At 73.3% G+C, this 23,577-nt stretch carries 23 protein-coding genes and 2 riboswitches; of the genes, 14 read left to right on the top strand and 9 right to left on the bottom strand.

The window, feature by feature from the left end:
* Positions 1 to 12 precede the first annotated feature (12 nt).
* Positions 13 to 108, bottom strand: a riboswitch (glycine riboswitch).
* A riboswitch (glycine riboswitch) is annotated at positions 109 to 207 on the bottom strand. It lies immediately after the preceding riboswitch.
* Positions 208 to 326: 119 nt separating this feature from the next.
* From IEZ06_RS20195 to IEZ06_RS20180, 4 genes are read right to left on the bottom strand one after another with little or no spacing between them, the layout of a single operon-like run.
* Positions 327 to 1,022, bottom strand: a complete 696-nt coding sequence (locus tag IEZ06_RS20195) for a gamma-glutamyl-gamma-aminobutyrate hydrolase family protein (protein WP_189238269.1) — start codon at positions 1,020 to 1,022, stop codon at positions 327 to 329.
* A 2-nt stretch (positions 1,023 to 1,024) separates the two neighbouring features.
* Entirely contained in the window at positions 1,025 to 1,789 is a 765-nt protein-coding gene (locus tag IEZ06_RS20190) for a 3-oxoacyl-ACP reductase (protein WP_189238268.1), read from the bottom strand.
* A 14-nt stretch (positions 1,790 to 1,803) separates the two neighbouring features.
* Positions 1,804 to 3,147 carry an aldehyde dehydrogenase family protein gene (locus IEZ06_RS20185; protein WP_189238267.1) on the bottom strand — a complete coding sequence of 448 codons (1,344 nt, stop codon included), beginning with the start codon at positions 3,145 to 3,147 and terminating at the stop codon, positions 1,804 to 1,806.
* A gap of 2 nt (positions 3,148 to 3,149) precedes the next feature.
* The gene (locus IEZ06_RS20180) at positions 3,150 to 4,520 is read right to left on the bottom strand and encodes a glutamine synthetase family protein (RefSeq protein WP_189238266.1); all 1,371 of its coding nucleotides are present in this window, start codon (positions 4,518 to 4,520) and stop codon (positions 3,150 to 3,152) included.
* A gap of 63 nt (positions 4,521 to 4,583) precedes the next feature.
* On the opposite strand from IEZ06_RS20180, the gene IEZ06_RS20175 reads away from it, so the two are divergent.
* From IEZ06_RS20175 to IEZ06_RS20150, 6 genes are all read left to right on the top strand, one after another.
* Positions 4,584 to 5,300, top strand: a complete 717-nt coding sequence (locus tag IEZ06_RS20175; protein WP_189238265.1) for a FadR/GntR family transcriptional regulator — start codon at positions 4,584 to 4,586, stop codon at positions 5,298 to 5,300.
* A gap of 12 nt (positions 5,301 to 5,312) precedes the next feature.
* The gene (locus IEZ06_RS20170) at positions 5,313 to 6,092 is read left to right on the top strand and encodes a hypothetical protein (protein ID WP_189238264.1); all 780 of its coding nucleotides are present in this window, start codon (positions 5,313 to 5,315) and stop codon (positions 6,090 to 6,092) included.
* Between the two features lie 29 nt (positions 6,093 to 6,121).
* On the top strand, positions 6,122 to 6,496 hold the full coding sequence (locus IEZ06_RS20165) for a hypothetical protein (protein ID WP_189238263.1): 375 nt from the start codon (positions 6,122 to 6,124) through the stop codon (positions 6,494 to 6,496).
* A 69-nt stretch (positions 6,497 to 6,565) separates the two neighbouring features.
* A complete protein-coding gene (locus tag IEZ06_RS20160; protein WP_229798435.1) occupies positions 6,566 to 6,844 on the top strand; it encodes a type II toxin-antitoxin system Phd/YefM family antitoxin in 279 nt (92 codons plus the stop codon).
* Entirely contained in the window at positions 6,841 to 7,116 is a 276-nt protein-coding gene (locus IEZ06_RS36480; protein WP_189238261.1) for a type II toxin-antitoxin system RelE family toxin, read from the top strand. Before IEZ06_RS20160 ends, IEZ06_RS36480 begins: the two co-directional genes overlap by 4 nt.
* Before the next feature lie 164 nt (positions 7,117 to 7,280).
* Positions 7,281 to 7,472: a CsbD family protein gene (locus IEZ06_RS20150; RefSeq protein WP_068894980.1), complete on the top strand. Its 192-nt coding sequence runs from the start codon at positions 7,281 to 7,283 to the stop codon at positions 7,470 to 7,472.
* 6 nt (positions 7,473 to 7,478) lie between these two features.
* Here the strand turns inward: IEZ06_RS20150 and IEZ06_RS20145 are convergent, their stop codons facing one another.
* Entirely contained in the window at positions 7,479 to 8,444 is a 966-nt protein-coding gene (locus IEZ06_RS20145; protein ID WP_189238260.1) for an aminoglycoside phosphotransferase family protein, read from the bottom strand.
* 298 nt (positions 8,445 to 8,742) lie between these two features.
* Between IEZ06_RS20145 and IEZ06_RS20140 the strand changes: the two genes are divergently transcribed.
* The 3 genes from IEZ06_RS20140 (at position 8,743) to IEZ06_RS20130 (ending at position 13,686) form a co-directional block, all read left to right on the top strand.
* Positions 8,743 to 10,731 (top strand): ABC transporter ATP-binding protein, encoded by a 1,989-nt coding sequence (locus IEZ06_RS20140; protein ID WP_229798457.1) that lies wholly within the window; start codon positions 8,743 to 8,745, stop codon positions 10,729 to 10,731.
* 298 nt (positions 10,732 to 11,029) lie between these two features.
* Entirely contained in the window at positions 11,030 to 12,700 is a 1,671-nt protein-coding gene (gene hutU, locus IEZ06_RS20135) for a urocanate hydratase (protein WP_189238259.1), read from the top strand.
* A 119-nt stretch (positions 12,701 to 12,819) separates the two neighbouring features.
* Positions 12,820 to 13,686: a MurR/RpiR family transcriptional regulator gene (locus IEZ06_RS20130; protein ID WP_189238258.1), complete on the top strand. Its 867-nt coding sequence runs from the start codon at positions 12,820 to 12,822 to the stop codon at positions 13,684 to 13,686.
* Positions 13,687 to 13,807: 121 nt separating this feature from the next.
* On the opposite strand, the gene IEZ06_RS20125 is transcribed toward IEZ06_RS20130, so the two are convergent.
* The 3 genes from IEZ06_RS20125 to IEZ06_RS20115 form a co-directional block, all read right to left on the bottom strand.
* Positions 13,808 to 14,557 carry an ABC transporter permease gene (locus tag IEZ06_RS20125; protein WP_189238257.1) on the bottom strand — a complete coding sequence of 250 codons (750 nt, stop codon included), beginning with the start codon at positions 14,555 to 14,557 and terminating at the stop codon, positions 13,808 to 13,810.
* Between the two features lie 23 nt (positions 14,558 to 14,580).
* Complete coding sequence (locus tag IEZ06_RS20120; RefSeq protein WP_189238256.1) at positions 14,581 to 15,540, bottom strand: ATP-binding cassette domain-containing protein; 960 nt, start codon at positions 15,538 to 15,540, stop codon at positions 14,581 to 14,583.
* Positions 15,541 to 15,755: 215 nt separating this feature from the next.
* The gene (locus IEZ06_RS20115) at positions 15,756 to 16,286 is read right to left on the bottom strand and encodes a PadR family transcriptional regulator (RefSeq protein ID WP_189238255.1); all 531 of its coding nucleotides are present in this window, start codon (positions 16,284 to 16,286) and stop codon (positions 15,756 to 15,758) included.
* A gap of 98 nt (positions 16,287 to 16,384) precedes the next feature.
* Between IEZ06_RS20115 and IEZ06_RS20110 the strand changes: the two genes are divergently transcribed.
* Positions 16,385 to 17,071 (top strand): SDR family oxidoreductase, encoded by a 687-nt coding sequence (locus IEZ06_RS20110; protein WP_189238254.1) that lies wholly within the window; start codon positions 16,385 to 16,387, stop codon positions 17,069 to 17,071.
* A gap of 162 nt (positions 17,072 to 17,233) precedes the next feature.
* On the opposite strand, the gene IEZ06_RS20105 is transcribed toward IEZ06_RS20110, so the two are convergent.
* Complete coding sequence (locus IEZ06_RS20105; RefSeq protein ID WP_189238253.1) at positions 17,234 to 18,343, bottom strand: glycoside hydrolase family 19 protein; 1,110 nt, start codon at positions 18,341 to 18,343, stop codon at positions 17,234 to 17,236.
* Between the two features lie 238 nt (positions 18,344 to 18,581).
* Here IEZ06_RS20105 and IEZ06_RS20100 point away from each other — a divergent pair, with 238 nt between their 5' ends.
* The 4 genes from IEZ06_RS20100 to IEZ06_RS20085 all read left to right on the top strand — a co-directional run bounded on the left by IEZ06_RS20100 (position 18,582) and on the right by IEZ06_RS20085 (position 23,500).
* Positions 18,582 to 19,841, top strand: coding sequence for an allantoate amidohydrolase (locus IEZ06_RS20100; RefSeq protein ID WP_189238346.1), 1,260 nt, complete (start codon positions 18,582 to 18,584; stop codon positions 19,839 to 19,841).
* Positions 19,829 to 21,199 (top strand): formimidoylglutamate deiminase, encoded by a 1,371-nt coding sequence (locus IEZ06_RS20095; RefSeq protein WP_189238252.1) that lies wholly within the window; start codon positions 19,829 to 19,831, stop codon positions 21,197 to 21,199. Before IEZ06_RS20100 ends, IEZ06_RS20095 begins: the two co-directional genes overlap by 13 nt.
* The gene (gene hutI / locus IEZ06_RS20090; protein WP_189238251.1) at positions 21,196 to 22,347 is read left to right on the top strand and encodes an imidazolonepropionase; all 1,152 of its coding nucleotides are present in this window, start codon (positions 21,196 to 21,198) and stop codon (positions 22,345 to 22,347) included. Before IEZ06_RS20095 ends, hutI begins: the two co-directional genes overlap by 4 nt.
* A 214-nt stretch (positions 22,348 to 22,561) precedes the next feature.
* Positions 22,562 to 23,500 (top strand): sigma-70 family RNA polymerase sigma factor, encoded by a 939-nt coding sequence (locus tag IEZ06_RS20085; protein ID WP_068894996.1) that lies wholly within the window; start codon positions 22,562 to 22,564, stop codon positions 23,498 to 23,500.
* Positions 23,501 to 23,577 lie beyond the last annotated feature (77 nt).

The following is a 23,577-nucleotide window of genomic DNA, read 5'->3' as shown; positions in this document are numbered from 1 at the left end:
CGGATGAGAGCATCCTCCCCCTCTGTCGTGGATGCCTGAGAGTTTCGCCCGGTTTTTACCGGACTTTCACCTTCGGCGAGACCTCGGGGGCCTGCTTTCCAGAGGGCACCTACCCGCACGGTCCTTTGCCTTGAGAGGTTCGCGGGGAGGGCTTGCTCCTTCAGGGGTCCTGGCCTGGATGTCAGGACGCTCTCCCGCACGGGGTTCACATCGGTGTCGCGGCCAGCCTAACGGCCCGGGACCGCCGAGCGAAATCCCCCGCCGGGACCTCTCCGCCGCCCCGCCACCACCGCCGTCGTGCCCCCCTGCCCCGGCCGCCGGCGCGCTCAGCGGCGGGCGTGCCCGACGAGCGCCTCGAACAGGGCCGATTCGTCGTCGGCCTCGGGGTGCCACTGGACCGCCAGGGCGAAGGGGTGGTCCGCCAGCTCCACGGCCTCGACGGTGCCGTCCTGGCTCCGGGCGGTCACGGTCAGGCCGTCGCCCAGCCGGTCGGCGGCCTGGTGGTGGTAGTGGGCCACGTCGTCGGTCTCCACCCCGAGGATCGCCGCGATCCGGCTGCCGGGGGAGAGCCGTACCGGCATGCGTCCGAAGGCGCCCGGCGCGGGGGCGTGCCCGGTGTGGCCGACCGCGTCGGGCAGGTGCTGGCAGAGGGTGCCGCCCAGGGCCGTGTTGAGGATCTGCAGGCCGCGGCAGACGCCCAGGAACGGCAGGCCGCGGTCCAGGGCCGTCCGGACCAGCCCCAGCTCGGCGTCGTCGCGGAAGCCCCGGACATGGCTCGTGCGCTCGTGCGGGCGCTCGCCGTACCGGGCCGGGTCGATGTCGCCGCCGCCGACCAGGATCAGCCCGTCCAGGCGGTCGGCCAGGACGGAGGGGTCGCCGGCCGGGGGCAGGATCACCGGCTGGCCGCCCGCCCGGACGACGTGGTCGACGTAGTCGTACGGCAGGAGCGCCGCGGGCGTCTCCCAGACGGTGAAGCGGGCGGGCTCGACGTAGCAGGTGACGCCGATGACGGGACGGGGCACGGCTACAGCGGGGTGACGTAGGCGCCGGAGATGCCGCCGTCGACCAGGAACTGCGAGGCGGTGACGAAGCTCGCGTCGTCGGAGGCCAGGAACGCCACCGCGGCGGCGATCTCGGCGGCCTCGGCGAACCGGCCGAGCGGGACGTGCACCAGGCGGCGCCGCGCCCGCTCGGGGTCGGCGGCGAACAGCTCCTGCAGCAGCGGGGTGTTCACCGGTCCCGGGCACAGCGCGTTGACCCGGATGCCCTCGCGGGCGAACTGCACGCCCAGCTCCCGCGACATCGCCAGCACGCCGCCCTTGGAGGCGGTGTAGGAGATCTGGCTGGTCGCCGAGCCCATCACCGCGACGAACGACGCGGTGTTGACGATCGAGCCCCCGCCGCGCCGCCGCATGTGCGGGATGACGTGCTTGCAGCACAGGTAGACGCTGGTCAGGTTGACCTCCTGGACCCGGCGCCAGGCCTCCAGGCCGGTCTCCAGGATCGAGTCGTCGTCCGGCGGGGAGATGCCGGCGTTGTTGAAGGCGATGTCCACGCCGCCGTAGGCGTCGGCCGCCGCCTGGTACATCCGGACCACGTCGCCCTCGTCGGTGACGTCGGCGCGCACGAACAGGCCGCCCACCTCGGCGGCGGCCTTCGCGCCTGCGGTCTCGTCGACGTCGGCGCAGACCACCTTCGCGCCCTCCTGGGCGAACCGGCGCGCGGTGGCCAGCCCGATCCCGCTCGCCGCGCCGGTGATGACGGCCACCCGGTCCTGCAGGCGCTGCATCGGTCCTCCCTGCATCAATCCTCCGAAATGAAGACGTTCTTGGTCTCGGTGAACGCGGACAGGGCGTCCGCCCCCAGTTCGCGGCCGAGCCCCGACTGCTTGAACCCGCCGAACGGCGTCCAGTAGCGCACCGACGAGTGGGAGTTGACGGAGAGGTTGCCCGCCTCGACGGCGCGGGCCGTGCGCAGCGCCCGCCCCACGTCGCGGGTCCAGATCGAGCCGCTGAGGCCGTACCGGGTGTCGTTGGCGATCCGTACGGCGTCGGCCTCGCCGTCGAACGGGACGACCGACACCACCGGGCCGAAGATCTCCTCGGTGAACGCCGGGTCGGTGACCTCGGGCGTCAGGACGGTGGGCGGGAACCAGAAGCCGGGTCCGGACGGGCAGGAGCCCTGCAGGTAGGGGGTGCCGGTGACGAAGGAGGCGACCCTCTCCCGGTGGGCGGCGCTGATCAGCGGTCCCATCTCGGTGTCGGCGGCGCGCGGGTCGCCGACCTTCACCGCGAGCACCGCCTCCGCCAGCAGGCCGAGGAACTCGTCGTAGACCGGCCGTTCCACGAGGACGCGGGAGCGGGCGCAGCAGTCCTGGCCGGCGTTGTCGAAGACCGCGTACGGCGCGGTGGCGGCGGCCTTCGCCAGGTCGGCGTCGGCGAAGACGATGTTGGCGCTCTTGCCGCCCAGCTCCAGGGTGAGCCGCTTGACCCGCCGGGCGCACACGGCGCCGATCTCCTTGCCGACCTCGGTCGAGCCGGTGAACACGATCTTCGCGACGTCCGGGTGCTCGACGAGGCGGGCGCCGGCCGTCTCCCCCTCGCCGGGCACGACCTGGAGCACGCCCTCGGGCAGGCCGGCCGCGAGGGCCAGCTCGGCCAGGCGCAGCGCGGTCAGCGGGGTCTGCTCGGCGGGTTTGACGATCACGGTGTTGCCCGCCGCCAGCGCCGGGGCGGCCCCCCAGGTCATGACGACCATGGGGAAGTTCCACGGCACGATCACCCCGACGACGCCCAGGGGCTCGGCGAAGGTGACGTCCCAGCCGCCGGGCACCGGGATCTGCCGGCCGTGGTCGCGCTCGGGCGCGCCGGCGTAGAAGTCCAGCACGTCGCGGACGTTGCCCGCCTCCCAGCGGGCGTTGTCGGCGGTGTGCCCGGCGTTGGCGGTCTCCAGGGCGGCCAGCTCGGCGGCGTGGGAGTCGACCAGCGCGGCGAAGCGGCGCAGCAGCCGGGCGCGGTCGCCGGGGGCGACCCGCCGCCAGGCGGGGAAGGCGGCCTTCGCGCGCTCCACGGCGTGGTCCACCTCGGCGGCGCCGGAGAGCTCGACCTCGGCGAGGACCTCCTCGGTCGCCGGATTGACGATCTTCATGTTCACATCCGTTCGAATCCGCGCACCAGCTCCCAGTCGGTGACGGCCGCGTCGAAGGCGGCCAGCTCGACCCGGGCGGCGTTGGCGTAGTGCGCCGCGACCTCCTCGCCGAAGGCGTCGCGGGCGAGTCCGGAGCCCTCCCACAGGGCCAGGGCGTCGCGCAGCGTGCCCGGGACCGTTTCGGAGCCGGAGGCGTAGGCGTTGCCGGCGAACGGCTCGCCCGGCTCCAGCCCGTTCTCGACGCCGTGCAGCCCGGCCGCGATCATCGCGGCGACCGCCAGGTAGGGGTTGACGTCGCCGCCGGGCACCCGGTTCTCGACCCGCAGCGACGCGCCGTGGCCGCCGACCAGGCGCAGCGCGCAGGTCCGGTTGTCCACGCCCCACCGGACGGCGGTGGGGGCGAAGCTGCCCGGCGCGTACCGCTTGTAGGAGTTGACGTTCGGCGCGTAGAGCAGGGTGAACTCCCGCAGGCAGGCGAGCTGCCCGGCGATGAAGCGCCGCCCGGTCTCCGACAGTCCGTACGGCCCCGGCCCGGCCATGACCGGGTCGCCGTCCGGCGAGCGCAGCGACAGGTGGATGTGGCAGGAGTTGCCCTCGCGGGCGTTCGGCTTGGCCATGAAGGTCAGCGACATGCCCTCCTGGGCGGCGATCTCCTTGGCGCCGTTCTTGTAGACCGCGTGGTTGTCGCAGGTGGCCAGGGCGTCGGTGTAGCGGAAGGCGATCTCGTGCTGGCCGAGGTTGCACTCGCCCTTGGCCGACTCGACGTACATCCCGGCGCCCTCCATGCCGAGCCGGATCCGGCGCAGCAGCGGCTCGATCCGGGCGGTGCCGAGCAGCGAGTAGTCGACGTTGTAGAGGTTGGCCGGGGTCAGGTCGCGGTAGCCGCGGCGCCAGGCCTCCTCGTAGGTGTCGCCGTAGACGACGAACTCCAGCTCGGTGCCGGCGAAAGCGTCCCAGCCGTGCTCGGCCAGCCGGGCGAGCTGGCGGCGCAGGACCTGCCGGGGCGAGGCCGCGACGTCCGAGCCGTCCTCCCAGACGAGGTCGGCCATGAGCATGGCCGTGCCCTCCTGCCAGGGCACCCGGCGCAGGGTGGACAGGTCGGGCCGCATCACGAAGTCCCCGTACCCGCTGTCCCACGACGACATGGCGTAGCCGTCCACGGTGTTCATGTCGACGTCCACCGCGAGCAGGTAGCTGCAGCCCTCGGCGGCGTGCTCGGCGACCTCCTCCAGGAAGTAGCGCGCGGACAGCCGCTTGCCCTGCAGGCGGCCCTGCATGTCGGCGACCGCCAGCAGCACCGTGTCGATCCGCCTGGCCGCCACCTCGCTGCGCAGTTCGCTGAGGTCCACGCGCCCTCCTCGCCGGAATCTCATTGGGCTACTATCAGACCATTGATGTGCACCGAGGACGGGGTTGTCAAGAGCCGGAGGTGATGTTTGGACGAGTCGCCGCTGACGGCGGTGCTGCGGCCGGTGCGGTCGGGCAACGCCTTCGAGGAGACGGTGGAGCGGCTGCTCCAGGCGGTCAAGCTCGGGCTCGTCGTGGAGAAGCTGCCGCCCGAGCGGGAGCTCGCCGCGCGGCTGGGGATCAGCCGGGTCACGCTGCGCGAGGCCATCCGCGCGCTGGCCGAGGCGGGCTACCTGGAGGTGCGCCGGGGCCGGTACGGCGGCGCGTTCGTCACCTACGCCCCGCCCCCGCCCCGGCGGGGGGACCTGCGCCGGGCCGTGGCCGACATGGGCACCGGCCACCTGGCCGACGCGCTCACCTTCCGCACGGCCGTCGAGTGCGGCGCGGCCCAGGTGCTGGCCACCGCCGAGCCGGCCGGGGAGTGGCGCGAGACGCTCCGCCGCCGCCTGGCGGAGGTCAACTCCGCCGGGCCCGACGACTACCGCCGCCTGGACACCGCCTTCCACCTGTCCATCGCCGAGCTGACCGGCTCCCCGCTGCTCGCCGCCGCCTGCGCCGACGCGCGCCTGCGGGTCACCGACCTGCTGAACGCGATCCCGGTGCTCCAGCGCAACATCGAGCACGCCGCGGTCCAGCACGAGGCGATCGTCGCCGCGATCCTGGCCGGCGACCCGGACGCCGCCCGCCGCGCCGTGGCCGAGCACCTGGAGGGCACCGCGGCGCTCCTGCGGGGGTTCCTGGCATAACCTGGACGGACTGTGGGGGAGTGGTTCCAGCAACGGATCATCGAGACAGGACGGCTGCCGCTGTTCTGCTTCTTCGTCGCGCTGATCGTCGCCTTCGTGTTCACCCGCGTCAACGTCCGGCTCATCCGGGCGAAGATCGGCTGGTTCCGCAACGTCAGCGTCGGTGAGATGCACATCCACCACGTGGTGTTCGGCGTGGTGCTCACCCTGCTGAGCGGGGTCGCGGGGCTGCTCGTGTCGGGCGTCTCCGACACCTGGTACGCCGTGACGGCCGCCCTCTTCGGCGTCGGCGCGGCCCTGATCCTGGACGAGTTCGCGCTGATCCTGCACCTGCACGACGTCTACTGGGAGGAGGAGGGCCGCACCTCCGTCGACGCCGTGTTCGTCGCGGTCGCGGTCACCGGCCTGCTCCTGCTCGGCCTGCGCCCGCTGGGCTGGGAGGACTCCGGAGAGACCCCGCAGGGCCCCTGGACGGCGGTCGGCCTCATCGTCGCCAACCTGCTGCTGGCGGTCGTCACGCTGCTCAAGGGCAAGATCTGGACCGGCCTGGTCGGCCTGTTCGTCCCGGTCCTGCTGATCTTCGGTGCGCTGCGGCTGGCCCGACCCGGCTCGCCCTGGGCCCACTGGTTCTACGCGCCGGCCGCGCGCCGTCCCCGGCCCGGCCTGATGGCCCGCGCGGTGCGGCGGGAGAAGCGCTGGCGCCGCCCGGTCATCCAGGCCAAGATCGCCTTCCAGGAGTTCGTCTCCGGCCGCCACGACCTGCCCTCCACCCGGCTGCGCCCCCGCCGCTGAATCTCCGGTTCGGCGGGCATGCTGCAGTCATGAGCATGTTCCCACCCGGCACGGTGCCGGACGAGATCCCGGACGAGACCGTCGGATCGATGATGCGCGCCCTGCACGAGCGCGGCCTCGCCGGTGACGTCGCCGCGGTCGCGGGCGTGTGGGAGTCGTACGGCTTCCGCGAACTGGAGCGTCTCGGCCGGCTCCGCACCGGCGACTTCTCGCTCGCCGAGCTGATGATGCGGCTGGAGTTCGTCGACCTGATCGCCGACGAGGACTTCGAGGCGTGCGGGGCGGACACCGGCCGGATCAGGGAGATCCGGCTGTTCGCCACGGCGTGGGTGGAGGACATCAAGCTCCGCCGGGCCGAGGAGGGCGACGCCGACTACGACTTCGACGTTCCCGACATCGATTGATGACAAGCGGAGAAACGACCGTGATCCTGAAAGGCCGTCGGCCGGACTCTGTTGCCTATAATTATGTACATGACAGTTCTTCCTTTGGCTGACGCCCGGGCGCGGTTGTCGGGCATCGTGGAGTCCGCCGTGAGCACGCACGAGAGATTCGAGATCACACGTAACGGGGTGCCCGCTGCGGTGTTGATGGCGGCCGACGACTACGAGACGATGCGTGAAATGATCGAGATCCTCTCCTCCTCCGAGGCCGTGGCGGCGATCCATGAAGGGCTCGCCGATCTGGAGGCCGGACGCACCCACTCCCAGGCCGAGGTGGAGGCCGAGCTTCGTCGGGCCGGCCGGTTGTGAGCGGACGATACGAACTTCACCTCACCCGCAGAGCCAGGCAGGACCTCGCCGAACGGCTACCGGCCAAGGTGGTGCCCGCAGTCTGGGAGTTCATCACCGGGCCACTGCTGGACAATCCTCGCCGAGTGGGAAAACCGCTGGACGAGCCTCTCGCCCCGCAGTGGTCTGCGCGCCGAGGAGAGTATCGCGTGCTGTATCTGATCGATGACGATCGCGTCGTGGTCCAAGTGGTCACCATCCAGCACCGGGCGGATGCCTACCGATCGCATTAGTGATTCCTCCGAGCCGGAGGCCGGGTCAGCGGCAGGCGATCGGAGTTCTCGCTCATGCAGGGAAGGGAGCAAGGGCGTGAGGGCTGCCCGAAACCCGTTCGGAAACGCATGGCCGAGCGGGGCCCGGGTAGGTGGTCGGCCAGCCTGACGAAGGAGTGAGCCTCGTGGAGAAGTTCGGTCTGCGTGAACTGAAGGCCCGGGCCAAGCGCGCGCTGGGCAGGAGCACCGGGAACCGCCGGCTGGCCGCCGAGGGGCGGACCGAGGAGGCCGAGGCCAAGCTGCTGCGGACCCAGGAGGAGATCCTGGAGACCGTGGCCGAGGCGCGCCGCGAGCACGCCGCCCGCCGCGCTCACTGATCCGCTTCAGACCTGCCCGGCGAGCTCCAGGAGCCGAGCGGTCTCGTCGTCGTGACGGCCGCGGGCGAGGCGGGGGACCGCGACGACGGCCGCCAGCGCCCGGCACCAGGCCGTGACGCGGTCGGCGTCCTCCAGATCGAGCCGGGCGGCGGTCTCCTCCGCGTGGGCCGCGCCGCCGCCGAGGACCCAGTCCACCGCGTCGAAGGCCGGGTCGCCCACGCTGGGGCGGGGGTCGATGGCGACCAGGCCGCGTGCCCCGCCGTCGAGGACGTTGCCCGGGTGCAGGTCACCGTGGACCAGGCCGGCGGGGCCGCCGTCGGTCAGGGCGAGCGCGGCGGGCAGCGAGCGGTCGAGCAGGCGCTCGGCGGTCCTGAGGAGTCCGCCGGTCTCCGCGGCATCGATGCCTCCAGTCGTGGGGCCGGATCGCAGCCTGCGCCGGGTGAGCTCGAAGAGGAACTCCACCCGCTCCCGCAGCGGCGGCAGCTCCGTGGGGGCCTCCTTCACCCGGAGTGAGCGCAGCAGGGCCGACACCTGCTCCGGGGAGGGCGGTACGGCGAGCTCGTTGACGCGCGTGCCGGGCTCCACGGCTTCCAGGAGCAGCGCTCCGGCCCTTTCGTCGGCGTCGATCAGTCGGACGACGTGCGGACTGCTCGTCCAGACTCGCAGGGCGAGGGCCTCGGCGGCGCAGATCTCCGGCTCCGGAGTCAGCTTCAGGAAGGCGGCCGAGCCGTCCGCCCGCCGTACCCGGAAGGTGCGTGAGGTGCTCCCGTGCGGGACGGCCTCGGTGACCTCCAGGTCCCACCGTACGGCGAGTCGCCCGACGAGTTCGGGCAGGGCGGCCAGCCAGCCGCGCACCTCAGAGCCGAACCGGGTCACGAGACGGGCCTCGGCATCGGGCCCGGTGCTCGGCCCGGTGCCCGGTACGGCATCCAGTGGTCTGTTCGGCGCGGTATCCGGTACGGCGTTCGACATGGTGTGAGTCTGCCACCTCCGTCAATTTCCGTTGACGCCGCCCATCTCGTCAACCTATGTTGACTGCGTCGCCTTTGATTGGCGAAAGACGACTTTGGTCTATGGAAACGGGCGAAACGCTCGAGGAGACGGCATGGGCGGTAGACAGGAAGGACGGCGGCCGGGGGACGGTCACGCCGGTGCGGAAGGGATGAGGGTGGCCGAGACCGAAGCGACCAAGGGGATCGGGGAAGCCGGATCGGGAGAGGATCCCGGACCGCTCGGCGGGGCCGGGCGGGTCGGGTCCTGGAGGCTGCTGCTGGGCTATGTCCGGCCGTACCGGGGGGTGCTCGCGCTCGGCGGGGTGCTCAGCCTGGTCAGCTCGCTGGCCGGGCTGGCGATGCCGCTGCTGGCCAAGACGGTGATCGACGCGTTCGGCGAGCAGCGGTCCCTGGCCGGGCCGGTGATCGGGCTGACCGCCGCGGTGATCCTGGGGGCGGCCGTCGGCGCGTTCGGCAGGTACATGCTGGAGCGCATGGGCGAGGGCATCGTCTTCTCCGCCCGGCGGAGCCTGGTGGACCGGATGCTCCGGCTGCGCGTCTCGGAGGTGGACCGGCTCAAGCCGGGCGACCTGCTCTCCCGGGTCACCTCCGACACCACCCTGCTGCGCGCGGTGTTCACCGACGGGATCGTCGAGTCGGTGAGCGCGGTGTTCATGCTGGTGGGCGCGATCGTGATGATGGCGCTCATGGACGGGTTCCTGCTGCTGGTCACGTTGGTGATCCTGGTTCTGGTCGGCGGGCTGGTGGGACTGGTCATGCCGCGCATCCAGCGGGCCTCGGTCGAGGCGCAGGCCTCGGTGGGCGAGATGGGCGCGGTGCTGGACCGGGTGCTGCAGGCCTTCCGCACGGTCAAGGCCAGCGGCGCCGAGGACCGGGAGATCGCGGCGGTGGGGGAGGCGGCCCGCCAGGCCCGGGACCGGGGCGTCGCGGTCGCCTGGTGGACCTCGATGGCGGGCATCTCCGCGTGGGTCGCCGCGCAGCTGGCCTTCGTGGCGGTGCTCGGCATCGGCGGGGCGCGGGTCGCCTCCGGCACGCTGGAGGTGTCGTCGCTGATCGCCTTCCTGCTCTACCTGTTCTACCTGGTCGCGCCGGTCGGCCAGCTGGTCCAGGGGGCCACCCAGGTGCAGGGCGGCCTGGCGGCGGTGCGGCGGATCCGGGAGGTCGAGGAGCTCCCGGTCGAGGAGGCGGCCGCACAGCGGGGGCCCGGAGCCGCGGCGCCGGGCACGGAGGCGGGGCCGGACACGGGGATCGGGACGGCGCCGGGCACGGGGATGGAGGCAGGCACGGGCACGGGGGCGAAGACGGGGACGGGGACGGGGATCGGCGCGGCATCCGGCGCAGCGGCCCCGTCCGCCGCCGAGCCGGCCGGGCGGGCGGCTCCCGCCGGGGTGGTGTTCGAGAACGTCGCCTTCCGTTACGGTGACGACCGGCCGGTGGTCCACCACGACGTGTCCTTCGAGGTCCCGGCGGGCGGGATGACCGCGCTGGTCGGCCCGTCGGGGGCGGGCAAGTCCACGGTGTTCGCCCTGCTGGAGCGGTTCTACGACCACCAGGCCGGGACGATCGCCGTCGACGGCCGGGACGTCCGGGAGTGGCCGCTGGCCGAGCTGCGGGCCGCCCTCGGCTACGTGGAGCAGGACGCGCCGGTGCTGGACGGCACGCTCCGGGAGAACCTCGTCTTCGCCGCGCCGGACGTGACGGAGGCGGACCTGCACCGGGTGCTCGGGCTGACCCGCCTGGAGGACCTCGTCACACGATTCCCCGAAGGGCTGGAGACCAAGGTGGGCCACCGCGGCGTCATGCTCTCCGGGGGAGAGCGCCAGCGGGTGGCCATCGCGCGGGCGCTGCTGCGCCGCCCCCGGCTGCTCCTGCTGGACGAGGCGACCTCCCAGCTCGACGCGGTCAACGAGCTGCGCCTGCGCGAGGTGATCGCCGAGGTGGCGCGGGAGACGACCGTGCTGGTGATCGCGCACCGGCTGTCCACGGTGACCCGCGCCGAACGGATCGTGGTGATGGAGGCGGGCCGGGTCAGGGCCGCCGGCACCCACGAGGAGCTGCTCGCCGGTGACGGGCTCTACCGGGAGCTCGCCGCGACCCAGTTCCTGGTCGCCGCCGAGGACACCGCCGTGCCCGTCGCCGTGCCTGGTGCTGGGGGCACCGCCGGGGAGGCCGCGGTGTCCGCCGCGGAAGGCGCCGCCGTACCTGATGCGGAAGTCGGTCAGGAAGCCGTCTCCGTGGACTCCTGACAAAATCTCAGTTCTGATGAGGGTGTGACCTGGGAAAATAGTGCTAAAAGTCGGTTTTTTCGGGTGGGTGGGGGCATCCCGCCTCCTACGGAGTCTCTCCTCCGTTCAGGGCGCCTCCGGGCGCCCGCCGCGCCGATCCCCCGGCCCCGTCCGTGCGGGGCGGGTCCGGGACGGTGGCCGGCAGTGAGAAGGCACCCCGGGGAGTCACTCCCCGGGGTGCTTCCCTTCCCGGGTTGACCCGTGGCCTGCGAGTGACAAATATGAATGCGTTCATTCATGTCATCAGGGAGGCTCGGCCATGACCGGCAGCCGAACCGTCCGCGCGCCGCGCGGCACCACGCTCACCGCCAAGGGGTGGCCGCAGGAGGCGGCGCTCCGCATGCTCCAGAACAACCTGGACCCCGAGGTGGCCGAGCATCCGGAGCAGCTCGTCGTCTACGGCGGCTCGGGCAGGGCGGCCCGCGACTGGCGCTCCTTCGACGCGATCACCCGCACGCTCACCACGCTGGAGGGCGACGAGACGCTGCTCGTGCAGTCCGGCCGCCCGGTCGGCGTCTTCCGCACCCACGAGTGGGCGCCCCGCGTGCTCATCGCCAACTCCAACCTGGTGCCCGACTGGGCCGACTGGGAGGAGTTCCGCCGCCTGGAGGCCGCGGGCCTGACCATGTACGGGCAGATGACCGCCGGGTCGTGGATCTACATCGGCACGCAGGGCATCCTGCAGGGCACCTACGAGACCTTCGCGGCCGTGGCGGCCAAGCGCTTCGGCGGCTCCCTGAGCGGGACGATCACGCTGACCGCCGGGCTCGGCGGCATGGGCGGCGCCCAGCCGCTGGCCGTCACCATGAACGGCGGCGTGGCGATCTGCGTCGACTGCGACCCCCGCAGCATCGAGCGGCGCATCGAGCACCGCTACCTCGACGTCCGCGCCGCCGACCTCGACGAGGCGCTCCGCCTCGCCTACGAGGCCCGCGACGCGCGCCGCCCGCTCAGCATCGGCGTCGAGGCCAACGCCGCCGAGGCCGTCCCCGAACTGCTCCGCCGGGGCGCGGAGATCGACATCGTCACCGACCAGACCTCGGCCCACGACCCGCTGATGTACCTGCCGCTCGGCGTGGCCTTCGCCGACATGGCCGCCGAACGGGACAAGGACCCGGTGGCCTTCACCGCGCGGGCGCGCGAGTCGATGGCCCGGCACGTGGAGGCCATGGTCGGCTTCGCCGACGCGGGCGCCGAGGTCTTCGACTACGGCAACTCGATCCGCGGCGAGGCCAGGCTGGCCGGCTACGGGCGCGCCTTCGACTTCCCCGGCTTCGTGCCCGCCTACATCCGGCCGCTGTTCTGCGAGGGCAAGGGCCCGTTCCGCTGGGCCGCGCTGTCGGGGAACCCGGCCGACATCGCCAGGACCGACCGGGCGATCCTGGAGCTGTTCCCCGACAACGAGCCGCTGGCCCGGTGGATCCGGATGGCCGGAGAGCGGGTGCACTTCCAGGGGCTGCCCGCCCGCATCTGCTGGCTCGGGTACGGCGAGCGCCACCTGGCCGGGGAGCGGTTCAACGACATGGTGGCCTCCGGCGAGATCGAGGCCCCGCTGGTGATCGGCCGCGACCACCTGGACTGCGGCTCCGTGGCGAGCCCGTACCGCGAGACCGAGGCGATGCTCGACGGCTCCGACGCGATCGCCGACTGGCCGCTGCTGAACGCCATGCTCAACGTGGCCTCCGGGGCCGCCTGGGTCTCCATCCACCACGGCGGCGGCGTCGGGATCGGCCGGTCGATCCACGCCGGACAGGTCACGGTCGCCGACGGCACGGCGCTGGGCGCGGAGAAGCTCCGCCGGGTCCTCGTCAACGACCCGGGCACGGGTGTGATCCGCCACGTCGACGCCGGCTACGAGGAGGCCGCCGCGGTCGCGGACGAGCGCGGCGTCCGGGTGCCGATGCGCGAGTCGCCGGAGACCCGGGACTGAGGGCGGTGCCGGGAGGAGGCGAGGGTCCCGGGAACGACGGCGGTGCCGGGAACGACGGCGGTGCCGGGAGGCGGCGGGATCGCGGGAATGACCGCGGGACCCGGCCGGTTGGAGGGGGCGTGGGCGACGGACTCGAGCGACTTCTGGAGGGCCGGAGGCTCTCGCCGGCGCAGCGGCGGATCGCGCGCTACCTGGACGGCCACCTCGCGGAGGCGATCTTCCTGTCGAGCGTGGAGCTGGCGGACCGGGCCGGGGTGAGCCAGCCGTCGGTGACCAGGTTCGCCATGGCGCTCGGCTTCGCCGGCTATCCCGAGCTCCGGCAGGCGCTGCGCCCCCTCGTCGTCGGCGGGGACGACGGCGCGGCGGACCCGCACGCGCCCGCCGGTGCGGGAGCGGGCGGCCGGGCCGCCCCGCGCGCCAACGGCCTGCAGGCCGCGATCGACGCGGAGGTCGGCAACCTCCGCGCCGTCCGGGAGGGGCTGGCCGACCCGTCGGCGATCACGGAGCTGGGCGCCGCACTGGCCGGGTGCGAGCCGCTGCCGGTGCTGGGACTGCGCGTCTCCAGCGGCCTGGCCACCACGTTCGCCTACTACGCCCGGCGGATCCACCCGGACGTGCGGCTGCTGGTCCACGGCGGGTCGGAGCTGGCCGACGGGCTGCACGCCGCCCGCCGGGCGGGGGCGGCCTGGCTGCTCGCGGTGGTCCTGCCGCGCTACCCGGCCGAGGCCGTGCGGGCCCTGGCGGACGCCCGCGGGATCGGCCTGCGGACGGCCGTGATCACCGACCGGCGGGACGTGCCGTTCGACGCCGACGTGGTCCTGGCCGCGCCGGTGGGCGAGCGGCTGGTGTTCGACTCGCACGCGGCGCCGCTCGCCCTGGCCATGGTGCTGGTGGAGGCCATGGCGGACGCGGCGCCGCTGCGCACGCAGGCCCGGCTGGAGGAGTACGAACGCATGACCGACCGGGCCGGGGTCTTCGTCTGCTGACCGGCACCCCGGCTCCCGGGAGGTCGGCCCCTGCCCGTCTCCGAGGGCCCTGCCCGTCCTCCGGGGGTCCGTGCCCCGTTTTCCCCGGCGGCGGACGGAGGCCCGGCCGCCGGGGGCGGGTCTAGCCGGCCAGCTTCCGCAGGGAGCGGACCGACCAGGTCAGGGTGAGCACGCCCAGGACCAGGAAGAGGCCGAAGGCGATCGGGATGGTGCCGTCGGAGTAGTCCCCGGCGAACATGGCGCGGCCGGCCTCGACCGCGTAGTAGAGCGGGTTGAACCTCGCCACGGTCTGCATCCAGTCGGGGGCGACCGACATCGGCAGCATCAGGCCGGACAGCAGCATCAGTGGGAGCAGGAAGAACTGCACGATCTGCGACATGCCGTTCTCGTCGCGCACCGCCAGCGCCAGGCCGTACGACAGGTTGGCGGCGAACAGGCCGGTCACCGCCATGAGCAGCAGCATGAGGCCCATCGCGGGCAGGCCGATCCGCAGGCCCATCAGCGCGGCCACGCCCAGGATGACCAGCGACTGGAGGACCAGCATGATCATGTCCTTGGCCACCCGGCCGAGGATGATGGCCGGCCGCCAGGCCTGGCTGACGGCGAGCCGCTCCAGCACCCCGTTGCGGGTCTCGTTGATCATGCCGAACCCGGCGAACATCGAACCGAACAGGGCGATCATCATCAGCGCGGCGGGCGTGAACACGACCAGCGCCTCTTCGAGCGTGCCGTTCGGGGTGATGCTGGTCAGCAGCGGGGCGAACAGCAGCAGGTAGAGGACGGGCTGCATGATGCCGAGGATGGGCCAGGCCGGGTTGCGGCGCAGGTTCCCGAGCTCGTAGCCCAGGAACAGCATCGTGTGGCGGAACATCGGAGGGTCGTTCCTCTCGGGGGTCAGGCGGCGTCGCGCAGGGAGCGGCCGGTGTGCTTCAGGAAGACGTCGTCGAGGGTGGCCCGGTCGAGGGAGATGGACCGGATGGCCAGGCCGCCCGCCTCCAGGGCGCGCAGCAGCGCCGGCAGGTTGTGCTCGCCGTCGTCGAGGTAGGCCCGCAGGGACCCGCCCTCCTCCTGCGTCTCCTTGATGTACGGCTCGGCGTCCAGCAGCGCGCGGGCCGCGGCCTGGTCGTCGAGCCGGAGGGTGACGACGTCGCCGGCGACCTCCTTCTTGAGCTCGGCCGCGGTGCCCTCGGCGACGATCCGGCCGTGGTCGACGATGACCAGCCGGTCGCAGAGCGCATCGGCCTCGTCCAGGTAGTGGGTGGTCAGCAGGACGCTGGTGCCCTGGTCGCGCAGCGCGCGGATCTCGTCCCAGAGGTTGGCGCGGTTCTGCGGGTCCAGGCCGGTGGTGGGCTCGTCCAGGAAGACCAGCGGCGGCCGGTTGACCAGCCCGATGGCCAGGCTGAAGCGCCGCTTCTGCCCGCCGGAGAGGGTCTTCACCGGCCGGTCGGCGATCTCGGCCAGGCTGAAGGCGGCCATCAGCTCGTCGGCGCGGCCCAGGGCCTGCCCGCGGGAGAGCCCGGCGATCCGCGCGGCCATGACGAGGCTCTCGCGGCCGGGGGCGTTGTCGTCGATCCCGCCGGCCTGGCCGACGTAACCGATCTTCTCCCGGACCTTGGCGGCCTCCTTCACCACGTCGAACCCGGCCACCCGTGCGGTGCCCGAGGTGGGCACGGTGAAGGTGGCGAGCATGCGGACCGTGGTGGTCTTGCCCGCGCCGTTGGGGCCGAGGCAGGCGAAGATCTCGCCCTCGCCGACGGACAGGTCGATGCCCCGCACGGCCTCGACCTCCTCCGTCTTGCCGCGCCCGCGTCTGGCGACGAAGGTCTTGCGCAGGTCGTGCGCTTCGATGATCATCTGGTCTCCGTTCACGATGGGGTGCCGAGCATGGTGCCTCTCCCGGGGGGAGGGGCAACAGGTTTTCCAGGTGTTCTCCGGACGTTCCGGACGCGGGGCCGTACGGGAAGGGCGAGCCGCTCCGCAGGGCGCCGCGTGTCCCGCTGCGTCCCCGCTGCGTCTCCGCCGTGCCCCCGTGGTGCCCCGCGGTGTCCCCGCTGTGTCCGGCGGGCTCCTCAGGGGAGCTCGCCGTCCCTGACCCTGCCGAGGGCCTCCTCGATCCAGGTCAGCTGGGCCTGGAGCTGGGCCGCGTTGAGGCGGAGGGTCTCGTCGATGTGCCGGGGCGCTCCATGGCCGCGCTTGGCCTGGATCGCCCGCCCGAACATCCCGATCGCGGCCCGCAGCTGCACCGCCCTCGCCTCCATCGCGCCGGTCAGATCGGCGGGGGAGAGGCGGTCCATGAAGGTCAGCGCCACCTGGAAGGGGTCCACGATGGGCTTGATCTCCCACCAGTGGCTCATCAGCCGCGCCATGAACTCGGCCCGGCCCGTCTCGGTGATCTCATAGAGCGTCTTGCCGCCCTTCCCCTCCTCCACGCGGTGGAGGAGGCCTTCGTCCGCCATCTTGCCGAGGCCGTGGTAGATCGAGCCGTAGGCCACGTTGGCCCAGGTGTCGGCGGCCCACATCTCCAGGCGGCGCCGTACCTCGTAGCCGTGCAGGGGTCCGTCGAGGAGCACACCGAGAAGGAGAACACGAGTGGAGGACATACTCAAGTTTTTATTCAAATTTGTATACCTGTCAAGTGGAGAGCAAGGAGGAGAGCCCCCGCCCGGGCGGCTCCGCCGGCCCGGCTAGGGTTGGCCGCATGTCAGCACGCCCGACCGCACTGGTCACCGGAGCTTCCCGAGGGGTGGGGGCCGCCGTGGCCCGCGCCCTGGCCCCCACCCACGACCTGCTGCTCGGCGGGCGCGACCGCGACGCGCTGGACGGCGTGGCCGCGCAGCTGCCCGGCGCGCGGCCCTGGCCGGTCGAGCTGACCGCCGTGACCGCGGCCGACGTCGCCGGGATCGACCGGCTCGGCGTGCTGGTCCACAGCGCGGGCGTGGTGACGCTGGGGCGGATCGAGGAGACCCCGGCCGAGGTGTGGCGGCGCACGATGGAGGTCAACGTGGTCGCGGTGGCCGAGCTGACGCGGCTGCTGCTGCCCGCCCTGCGGGCCGGCGGCGGGCACGTCGTGCTGGTCAACTCCGGCGCCGGGCAGCGGGCCAACCCGACCTGGGGCTCCTACGCCGCGAGCAAGTTCGCGCTGCGGGCCTTCGCCGACGCGCTCCGGCTGGAGGAGCCGGGGCTGCGGGTGACCACGGTCTACCCGGGGCGGGTGGACACCGACATGCAGCGCGGGGTGCGCGAGCAGGAGAACGGCGCCTACGAGCCGGACAAGTACCTGCGGGCGGACTCGGTGGCGCGGGCCGTGCTGGCGGCGGTGACCGCCTCCCCGGACGCCCACGTCACCGAGATCACGGTCCGCCCCTCGGCGGGACCCGCGAACTGACCGTCAGAGGTCCCGGGGACCGGTCGGCGGTGGGGCCCGTGAACCGACCGGCGGTGGGTCCGGTGGACCGGTGCCGATGGGGTCCGCGAACCGGCCGGAGACGCGAGAGGGGCACGGCCCGCCCGGCCGTGCCCCTCTCCTCCATGCCGCGGTCCCGCCGCGTCAGCAGCTCAGGTTGCCGCCCGGGGTGACGCCCAGGATCTGGGCGAACCTCTGGTAGGAGTTGATCCGGCTCTGCACCTGCGCGGGGTTGCGGCCGCCGCACTCCAGGCTGCCGTTGATGCTGCGGATCGTTTCACCGAAGCCGCGGCCGTTCACCATCGCGTTGTGCGGCGTCATCGTGCCGGGGCCGCTCTGGGTGTTCCAGTACCACAGGGCGGTCTTCCAGGCGATCGCCGCGTCGGTCTGCACCAGGTTCGGGTTGGCCAGCAGGTTGACGCCGAGCGCGTCGCCCGCCGCCTTGTAGTTGAAGTTCCAGCTCAGCTGGACCGGGCCGCGGCCGTAGTACGCCGACTGGCCGGCCGGGCAGCCGTACGGCTGGCTCCGGTCGCAGTAGTGCGAGTAGTTCGCGGTGTTCTGCTCCACCACGTGGACCAGGCCGCCGGTCTCGTGGTTGACGTTGGCCAGGAAGGCCGCGGCCTCCTGCTTCTTCACCGTGTCGCCGCCCGTCCTGGCGAAGCCCGGGTAGGCGCTCAGGGCCGCGGTCAGGCCCTTGTAGGTGTAGAAGGAGTTCCGGTTCGGGAACATCTGGTTGAACTGCGCCTCGCTGACGACGAAGCCCGACGGGTCCGACGGGTTCGACGGGGGCGGGGTCGAGGGGCCGGGGTTCGAGCCGCCGCAGGCGTGCGGCTCCCAGTACCACGTGCTGATCACCGGGTCGTAGCCCGGGTTGTCGTGCTCGGCCCGGTAGTACTTCCCGTCGGTGTACCTGACGATCGAACCGGCGGGATACCACTTGCCGGCCGCCCAGGCGGGGTGGCTGCACGTCCCGGTCGCGGGCGGCTGCGCGGGGGTGGTGGAGCCGCCGCACGCTCCCTTGTCGGCCCAGACGCCGGAGGAGGCGGCTCCGGGGGTCTCGTTCTGGGTCCACCACTTGGCCGACCAGTTGCGCCCCTTGTAGGAGACGTTCGCACCACCCGTGTAGGCCGTCGCCGAGTTCCACGCGGCCGCGCAGTCGGCGGCGGAGGCGGGGGACGCCGGCCCGGTGACCGTGAGCGCGCCCGCGGCGGCCGCCGCGACGGCGAGGGACGACATGATGCGCTGTCTCGACACCTGATCAACTCCTTGGCGCGGCCCCGGGCCGCGCGCGATCGACGATGGTGGACCGGCCCGTCCGCGCGCGCCGCACCGTGGCTTCCGCCGGACGGGCCGGAGACGGGAGGCCCGTGTGCCGGGAATGCTGGCAGACGTCGCCTTAACGGCGCCTTAAGTGATCCTTTCGGGCTCCATATCGGTCCGCCGTATCGCCAATGAATGGATTCATTCACATAATGGGAGGGTGTTCGACGAGATGTGGGGCGCCATCGAGCGCCTCGGACGCGACGGCCGGACCGGCGGCTACCTGCGCGACGCGTGGTCGCCCGCCGACCTGGAACTGCGGGAGTGGTTCCGGCAGGAGGCCGCCCGGCGCGGCCTGGACCTGCGCGAGGACCGCAACGGCAACCTCTGGGCCTGGCGGGGCGACCCGTCGCGGCGCCCCGGGGTGGTCACCGGCAGCCACCTCGACTCGGTACGGCAGGGCGGCGCCTTCGACGGCCCCCTGGGGATCGTGTCGGCCTTCGCCGCCCTCGACCTGCTCGACGCCCGGGGCTTCCGGCCGGACCGGCCGCTGGGGATCGCCTGCTTCACCGACGAGGAGGGGGCCAGGTTCGGCGTCCCGTGCACCGGCTCCCGGCTGCTCACCGGCGTCCTCGACCCCGACCGGGCCCGCGGCCTGACCGATGACGACGGCTCCTCCCTGGCCGACGTGCTCCGCCGGGCCGGGCGGGACCCCGGCGCGCTCGGCCGGGACGACGAGACCCTCGGGCACGTCGGCGTCTTCGTCGAACTCCACGTCGAGCAGGGCCGCGGGCTGGTGCACGCCGGGGCCCCGGTCGGCGTCGCGAGCGCGATCTGGCCGCACGGCCGCTGGCGGTTCGACTTCCGCGGCCGGGCCGACCACGCGGGCACCACCCGGCTGGAGGACCGCGACGACCCCATGCTGCCCTTCGCCCGGACCGTGCTGCAGGCCCGCGAGGCCGCCCGGCGCCGCGGCGTGGTCGCCACCTTCGGCAGGCTGCGCGTCTCGCCCGGCAGCGCCAACGCCATCCCCGGCCTGGTCACCGCCTGGCTGGACGCCCGGGGCGGGGACACCGGCGCGGTCCGGGCCCTGGTCGCCGAGCTGGCCGAGTCCTCCGGGGCGGAGGTGGGCGAGGAGTCGTGGACCCCGGCCGTGGACTTCGACGCCGCCCTGCGCGACCGCCTGGCGTCGGCCGCCGGGGCCGCCGTCGCCGCGGCCCGGTCCGCCGCGCACCGTACGGCCGCCGGGCCGCATCCGGAGGACGTCCGGGACACGGTCTCCGAAGCGCCCGCCGGACCCGTGCCGGTGCTGCCCACCGGCGCCGGGCACGACGCCGGGATCCTCGCCGCCGCCGGGGTTCCCAGCGCGATGGTGTTCGTACGCAATCCAACGGGCATCTCACACTCTCCGGAAGAACACGCGGAGGCGTCCGACTGCCACCTGGGCGTCGCCGCCCTCGCCGCCACCTTGGAGGAGCTGTGTCGGAGCTGACCTACTGGTGCGAGCTGGCCTGGCTGCCGCCGGGGGAGGTCGCCGCGGGCGTCGTCGTCACGGTCGGGGGCTCCCGGATCACGGCGGTCACGCCCGGCGTGGCCGAACCGCCGGCCGGGGCGGTCCGCCTGCGCGGCCTGACCCTCCCCGGTCTCGCCAACGCCCACTCCCACGCCTTCCACCGGGCCCTGCGCGGGGTGACCCAGGCGGAGAGGGGCAGCTTCTGGACCTGGCGAGAGCAGATGTACGGCGTGGCCCGCGCCCTGGACCCCGACTCCTACCTCCGGCTGGCCAGGGCGGCGTTCGCCGAGATGGCGCTCGCCGGGATCACCTGCGTCGGCGAGTTCCACTACCTGCACCACGGACCGGACGGCACGCCGTACGACGACCCCAACGCCATGGGGCACGCGCTCGTGGCGGCGGCGCGCGAGGCGGGGCTGCGGATCTCCCTGCTGGACGCCTGCTACCTGAGCGGCGGGATGGGCGTCGCGCTGGACGGGGTCCAGCACCGGTTCACCGACGGGGACGCCGAGCGGTGGGCCGCGCGCGCCGAGGCCCTGTGCGCCGCCTACGACGGCGCGCCGGACGTGGAGGTCGGCGCGGCCGTGCACTCGGTCCGGGCCGTCCCGCCCGAGCACATGCGCACGGTCGCGGCCTTCTCCCACCACCACGGGGTCCCGCTGCACGTCCACGTCTCCGAGCAGCGGGCCGAGAACACCGCCTGCGTCGAGATGTACTCCGCCACGCCCGTCCAGGTGCTGCACGAGCACGGCGTGCTCGGCCCGCGCACGACCGCGGTGCACGCCACCCACGTCTCCGAGGCGGACGTCTCGCTGCTCGGGCAGTCCACCACGTACGTGTGCATGTGCCCGACGACCGAGCGGGACCTGGCCGACGGCATCGGCCCGGCGCGGGCGATGTTCGAGGCGGGCTCGCCGATCACGCTCGGCTCCGACAGCCACGCGGTCGTCGACCTGTTCGAGGAGGCCCGCGCGGTCGAGCTGGACGAGCGGCTGGCCACCGAGCGGCGCGGCCACTGGCGGGCCGCCGAGCTGCTGACGGCCGCCACCGCCGCCGGGCACGCCTCGCTGGGCTTCCCCGACGCGGGCACGCTCTGCCCGGGGGCCTGGGCCGACCTGGTCTCCGTCCGGCTCGACTCGGTCCGTACGGCGGGCAGCGGCGCGTCCGCCGGAGGGCCGGGCGCGGCCGAGGCCGTGGTCTTCGCCGCCACGGCCGCCGACGTGCACTCGGTGGTCTCCGGGGGCCGCCAGGTCGTCGCCGAGGGGCGGCACGTCCTGGGGGACGTGGGCGCGCTGCTGGAGACCGCGATCGCCGAGGCGCGAGGGGTGGGCGTGTGACGAGCACGGTCTTCGACCGGATCGGCCTGCTGTACACCGGCGACCCCGAGCGGGAGGAGGTCGCCGGCGCCGCGCTGGTCGTCGAGGACGGCCGCGTGGTGTGGACGGGCCGGGCGGGGGACGACCCGGGAGCGGACGAGCGCGTGGACGTCGGCGGCCGCTGCGTGGTCCCCGGGTTCGTCGACAGCCACGCCCATCTGGTCTTCGCGGGCGACCGCACCGCCGAGTTCACCGCCCGCATGTCGGGGGAGCGCTACACCGCCGGGGGCATCCGCACCACGGTCGAGGCCACCCGCGCGGCCACCGTGCCCGAGCTCGCGGCCGGGACCGCCGCGCTGGTGGCGGAGATGCTCGCCCAGGGCACGACCACCGTCGAGATCAAGAGCGGCTACGGGCTCACCGTCGAGGACGAGCGGCGCTGCCTGGAGATCGCCCGGGGCTTCACCGAGGAGACGACGTACCTGGGCGCGCACGTCGTGCCCTCCGACGCCGCCTCCGCCGACGACTACGTGCGCACGGTGACCGGGGAGATGCTCGCGGCCTGCGCGCCGTACGCGCGCTGGGTGGACGTCTTCTGCGAGCGCGGCGCGTTCGACGCCGACCAGAGCAGGGAGATCCTCACCGCCGGGGTGAAGGCCGGGCTGCTGCCGCGCGTGCACGCCAACCAGCTGGGGGAGGGGCCGGGCGCGCTGCTCGCGGCCGAGCTGGGCGCCGCCTCCGCCGACCACTGCACCCACCTGACCGACGCCGACGTCGAGGCGCTGGCCTCCGCCGGGGTGGTGGCGACCCTGCTGCCCGGGGCGGAGTTCTCCACCCGCTCGCCGTACCCGGACGCCCGCCGCCTGCTGGAGGCCGGGGTGACCGTGGCGCTGGCCACCGACTGCAACCCGGGCTCCTCCTTCACCTCGTCCATGCCGTTCTGCGTGGCGCTGGCCGTACGGGAGATGGGGCTGACGCCGCTGGAGGCGGTCCGGGCCGCCACGGGCGGCGGCGCGGCGGCGCTGCGCCGCACCGACGTCGGCGCGCTCACGGTGGGGGCCCGTGCGGACCTGGTGATCCTGGACGCGCCCTCCTACGTCCACCTCGCCTACCGCCCGGGGGTACCCCTGGTGCTGCAGGTGTGGAAAGAAGGCCGCCGGGCCGTTTGAAAGGGGAAAGCCCGGGTAGCCCGCACCGCTCATGTCGTGGAACCCGGAGGCATCCTCCTTGAGGAGGAAAGCGAAACCGTCCTCCGGGCGTAGTTCTTTAGGGAATCTTTGCCCTGATCCGTGCGTTGATTAGGCAAGCGACGTGTCCGTGCGCGCGGGGCGTATGAGCGAGCGGGCGGGCACGCCATAAGCAGGCGGAGCGAGGTGCCATCGAATGGCAAGGCCGACGGGGAATCGGACGCAGGACCAGCACGTCTCGGATCGGGACCTGCTCGGGACCTACCTGGCGGAGATCGGGCGGGTCCCGCTGCTGACCGCGGAGGAGGAGGTCGAGCTCGCGAAGCGGATCGAGGCGGGCCTCTTCGCGGAGCAGTTGCTGGACGGCGGGTCGACGGAGCCGAGGATCGGCGACGCCGCCGACGAGGAGCTCGAGCGGCTGGCCGTTTCGGGGCGGCGGGCCAAGGACGAGTTCATCCAGGCCAATCTACGTCTTGTGGTGGCGGTCGCGCGCAAATACTCCGGGCGCGGAATGCCGTTGATCGATCTGGTCCAGGAGGGGAACCTCGGGCTGGTCCGCGCGGTGGAGAAATTCGACTACCGGCGCGGTTACAAGTTCTCGACCTACGCCACCTGGTGGATCCGCCAGTCCGTGGGCCGGGCGATCCACGAGCAGGCCCGCCCGGTCCGGCTGCCCACCCACGCCGGGGAGCAGATGACCCGGCTGATGCGGGTCCGCCGCGACATGCTGGCCGAGTTCGACGCCGAGCCGACGGACGCCGACCTGGCGGCGGTGCTGGAGCTGCCGATCGAGCGGGTCCGCGAGCTGCGCCGCTGGGCCTCCGACCCGGTCTCGCTCCAGCTCGGGGTGGGCGACGAGGACGAGACGGAGCTCGGCGACATGATCGCCGACGAGACGTGGGCGGACCCCGAGCAGCAGGCCATGGACATCCTGGAGCGCGAGCGCCTGGACCAGTGGCTGACCGGGCTGGAGGGGCAGACGCGCGAGATGCTCCGCTGGCGCTACGGCCTGATCGACGGGCGCGAGCACACGCTCACCGAGGTCGGCGAGCGCTACGGCATCGGCCGCGACCGCGCCCGCCGCATCGAGCGCGACGCCCTGGCCCGCCTCCGCAAGATGGCCACCGCCGCCTGACCTTTTCCCGGGTCTCGTTCGGCCGGGTCCCGTTCGTGCGGTGGTTCGGCCGGGTCCCGTTCGTGCGGTGGTTTTTC

The organism is Planomonospora antibiotica (genome assembly GCF_014647955.1).
Lineage (GTDB): Bacteria > Actinomycetota > Actinomycetes > Streptosporangiales > Streptosporangiaceae > Planomonospora > Planomonospora parontospora.
The sequence above is the reverse complement of the archived record's forward strand: the minus strand, read 5'-3'. Positions and strand labels throughout refer to the sequence as shown.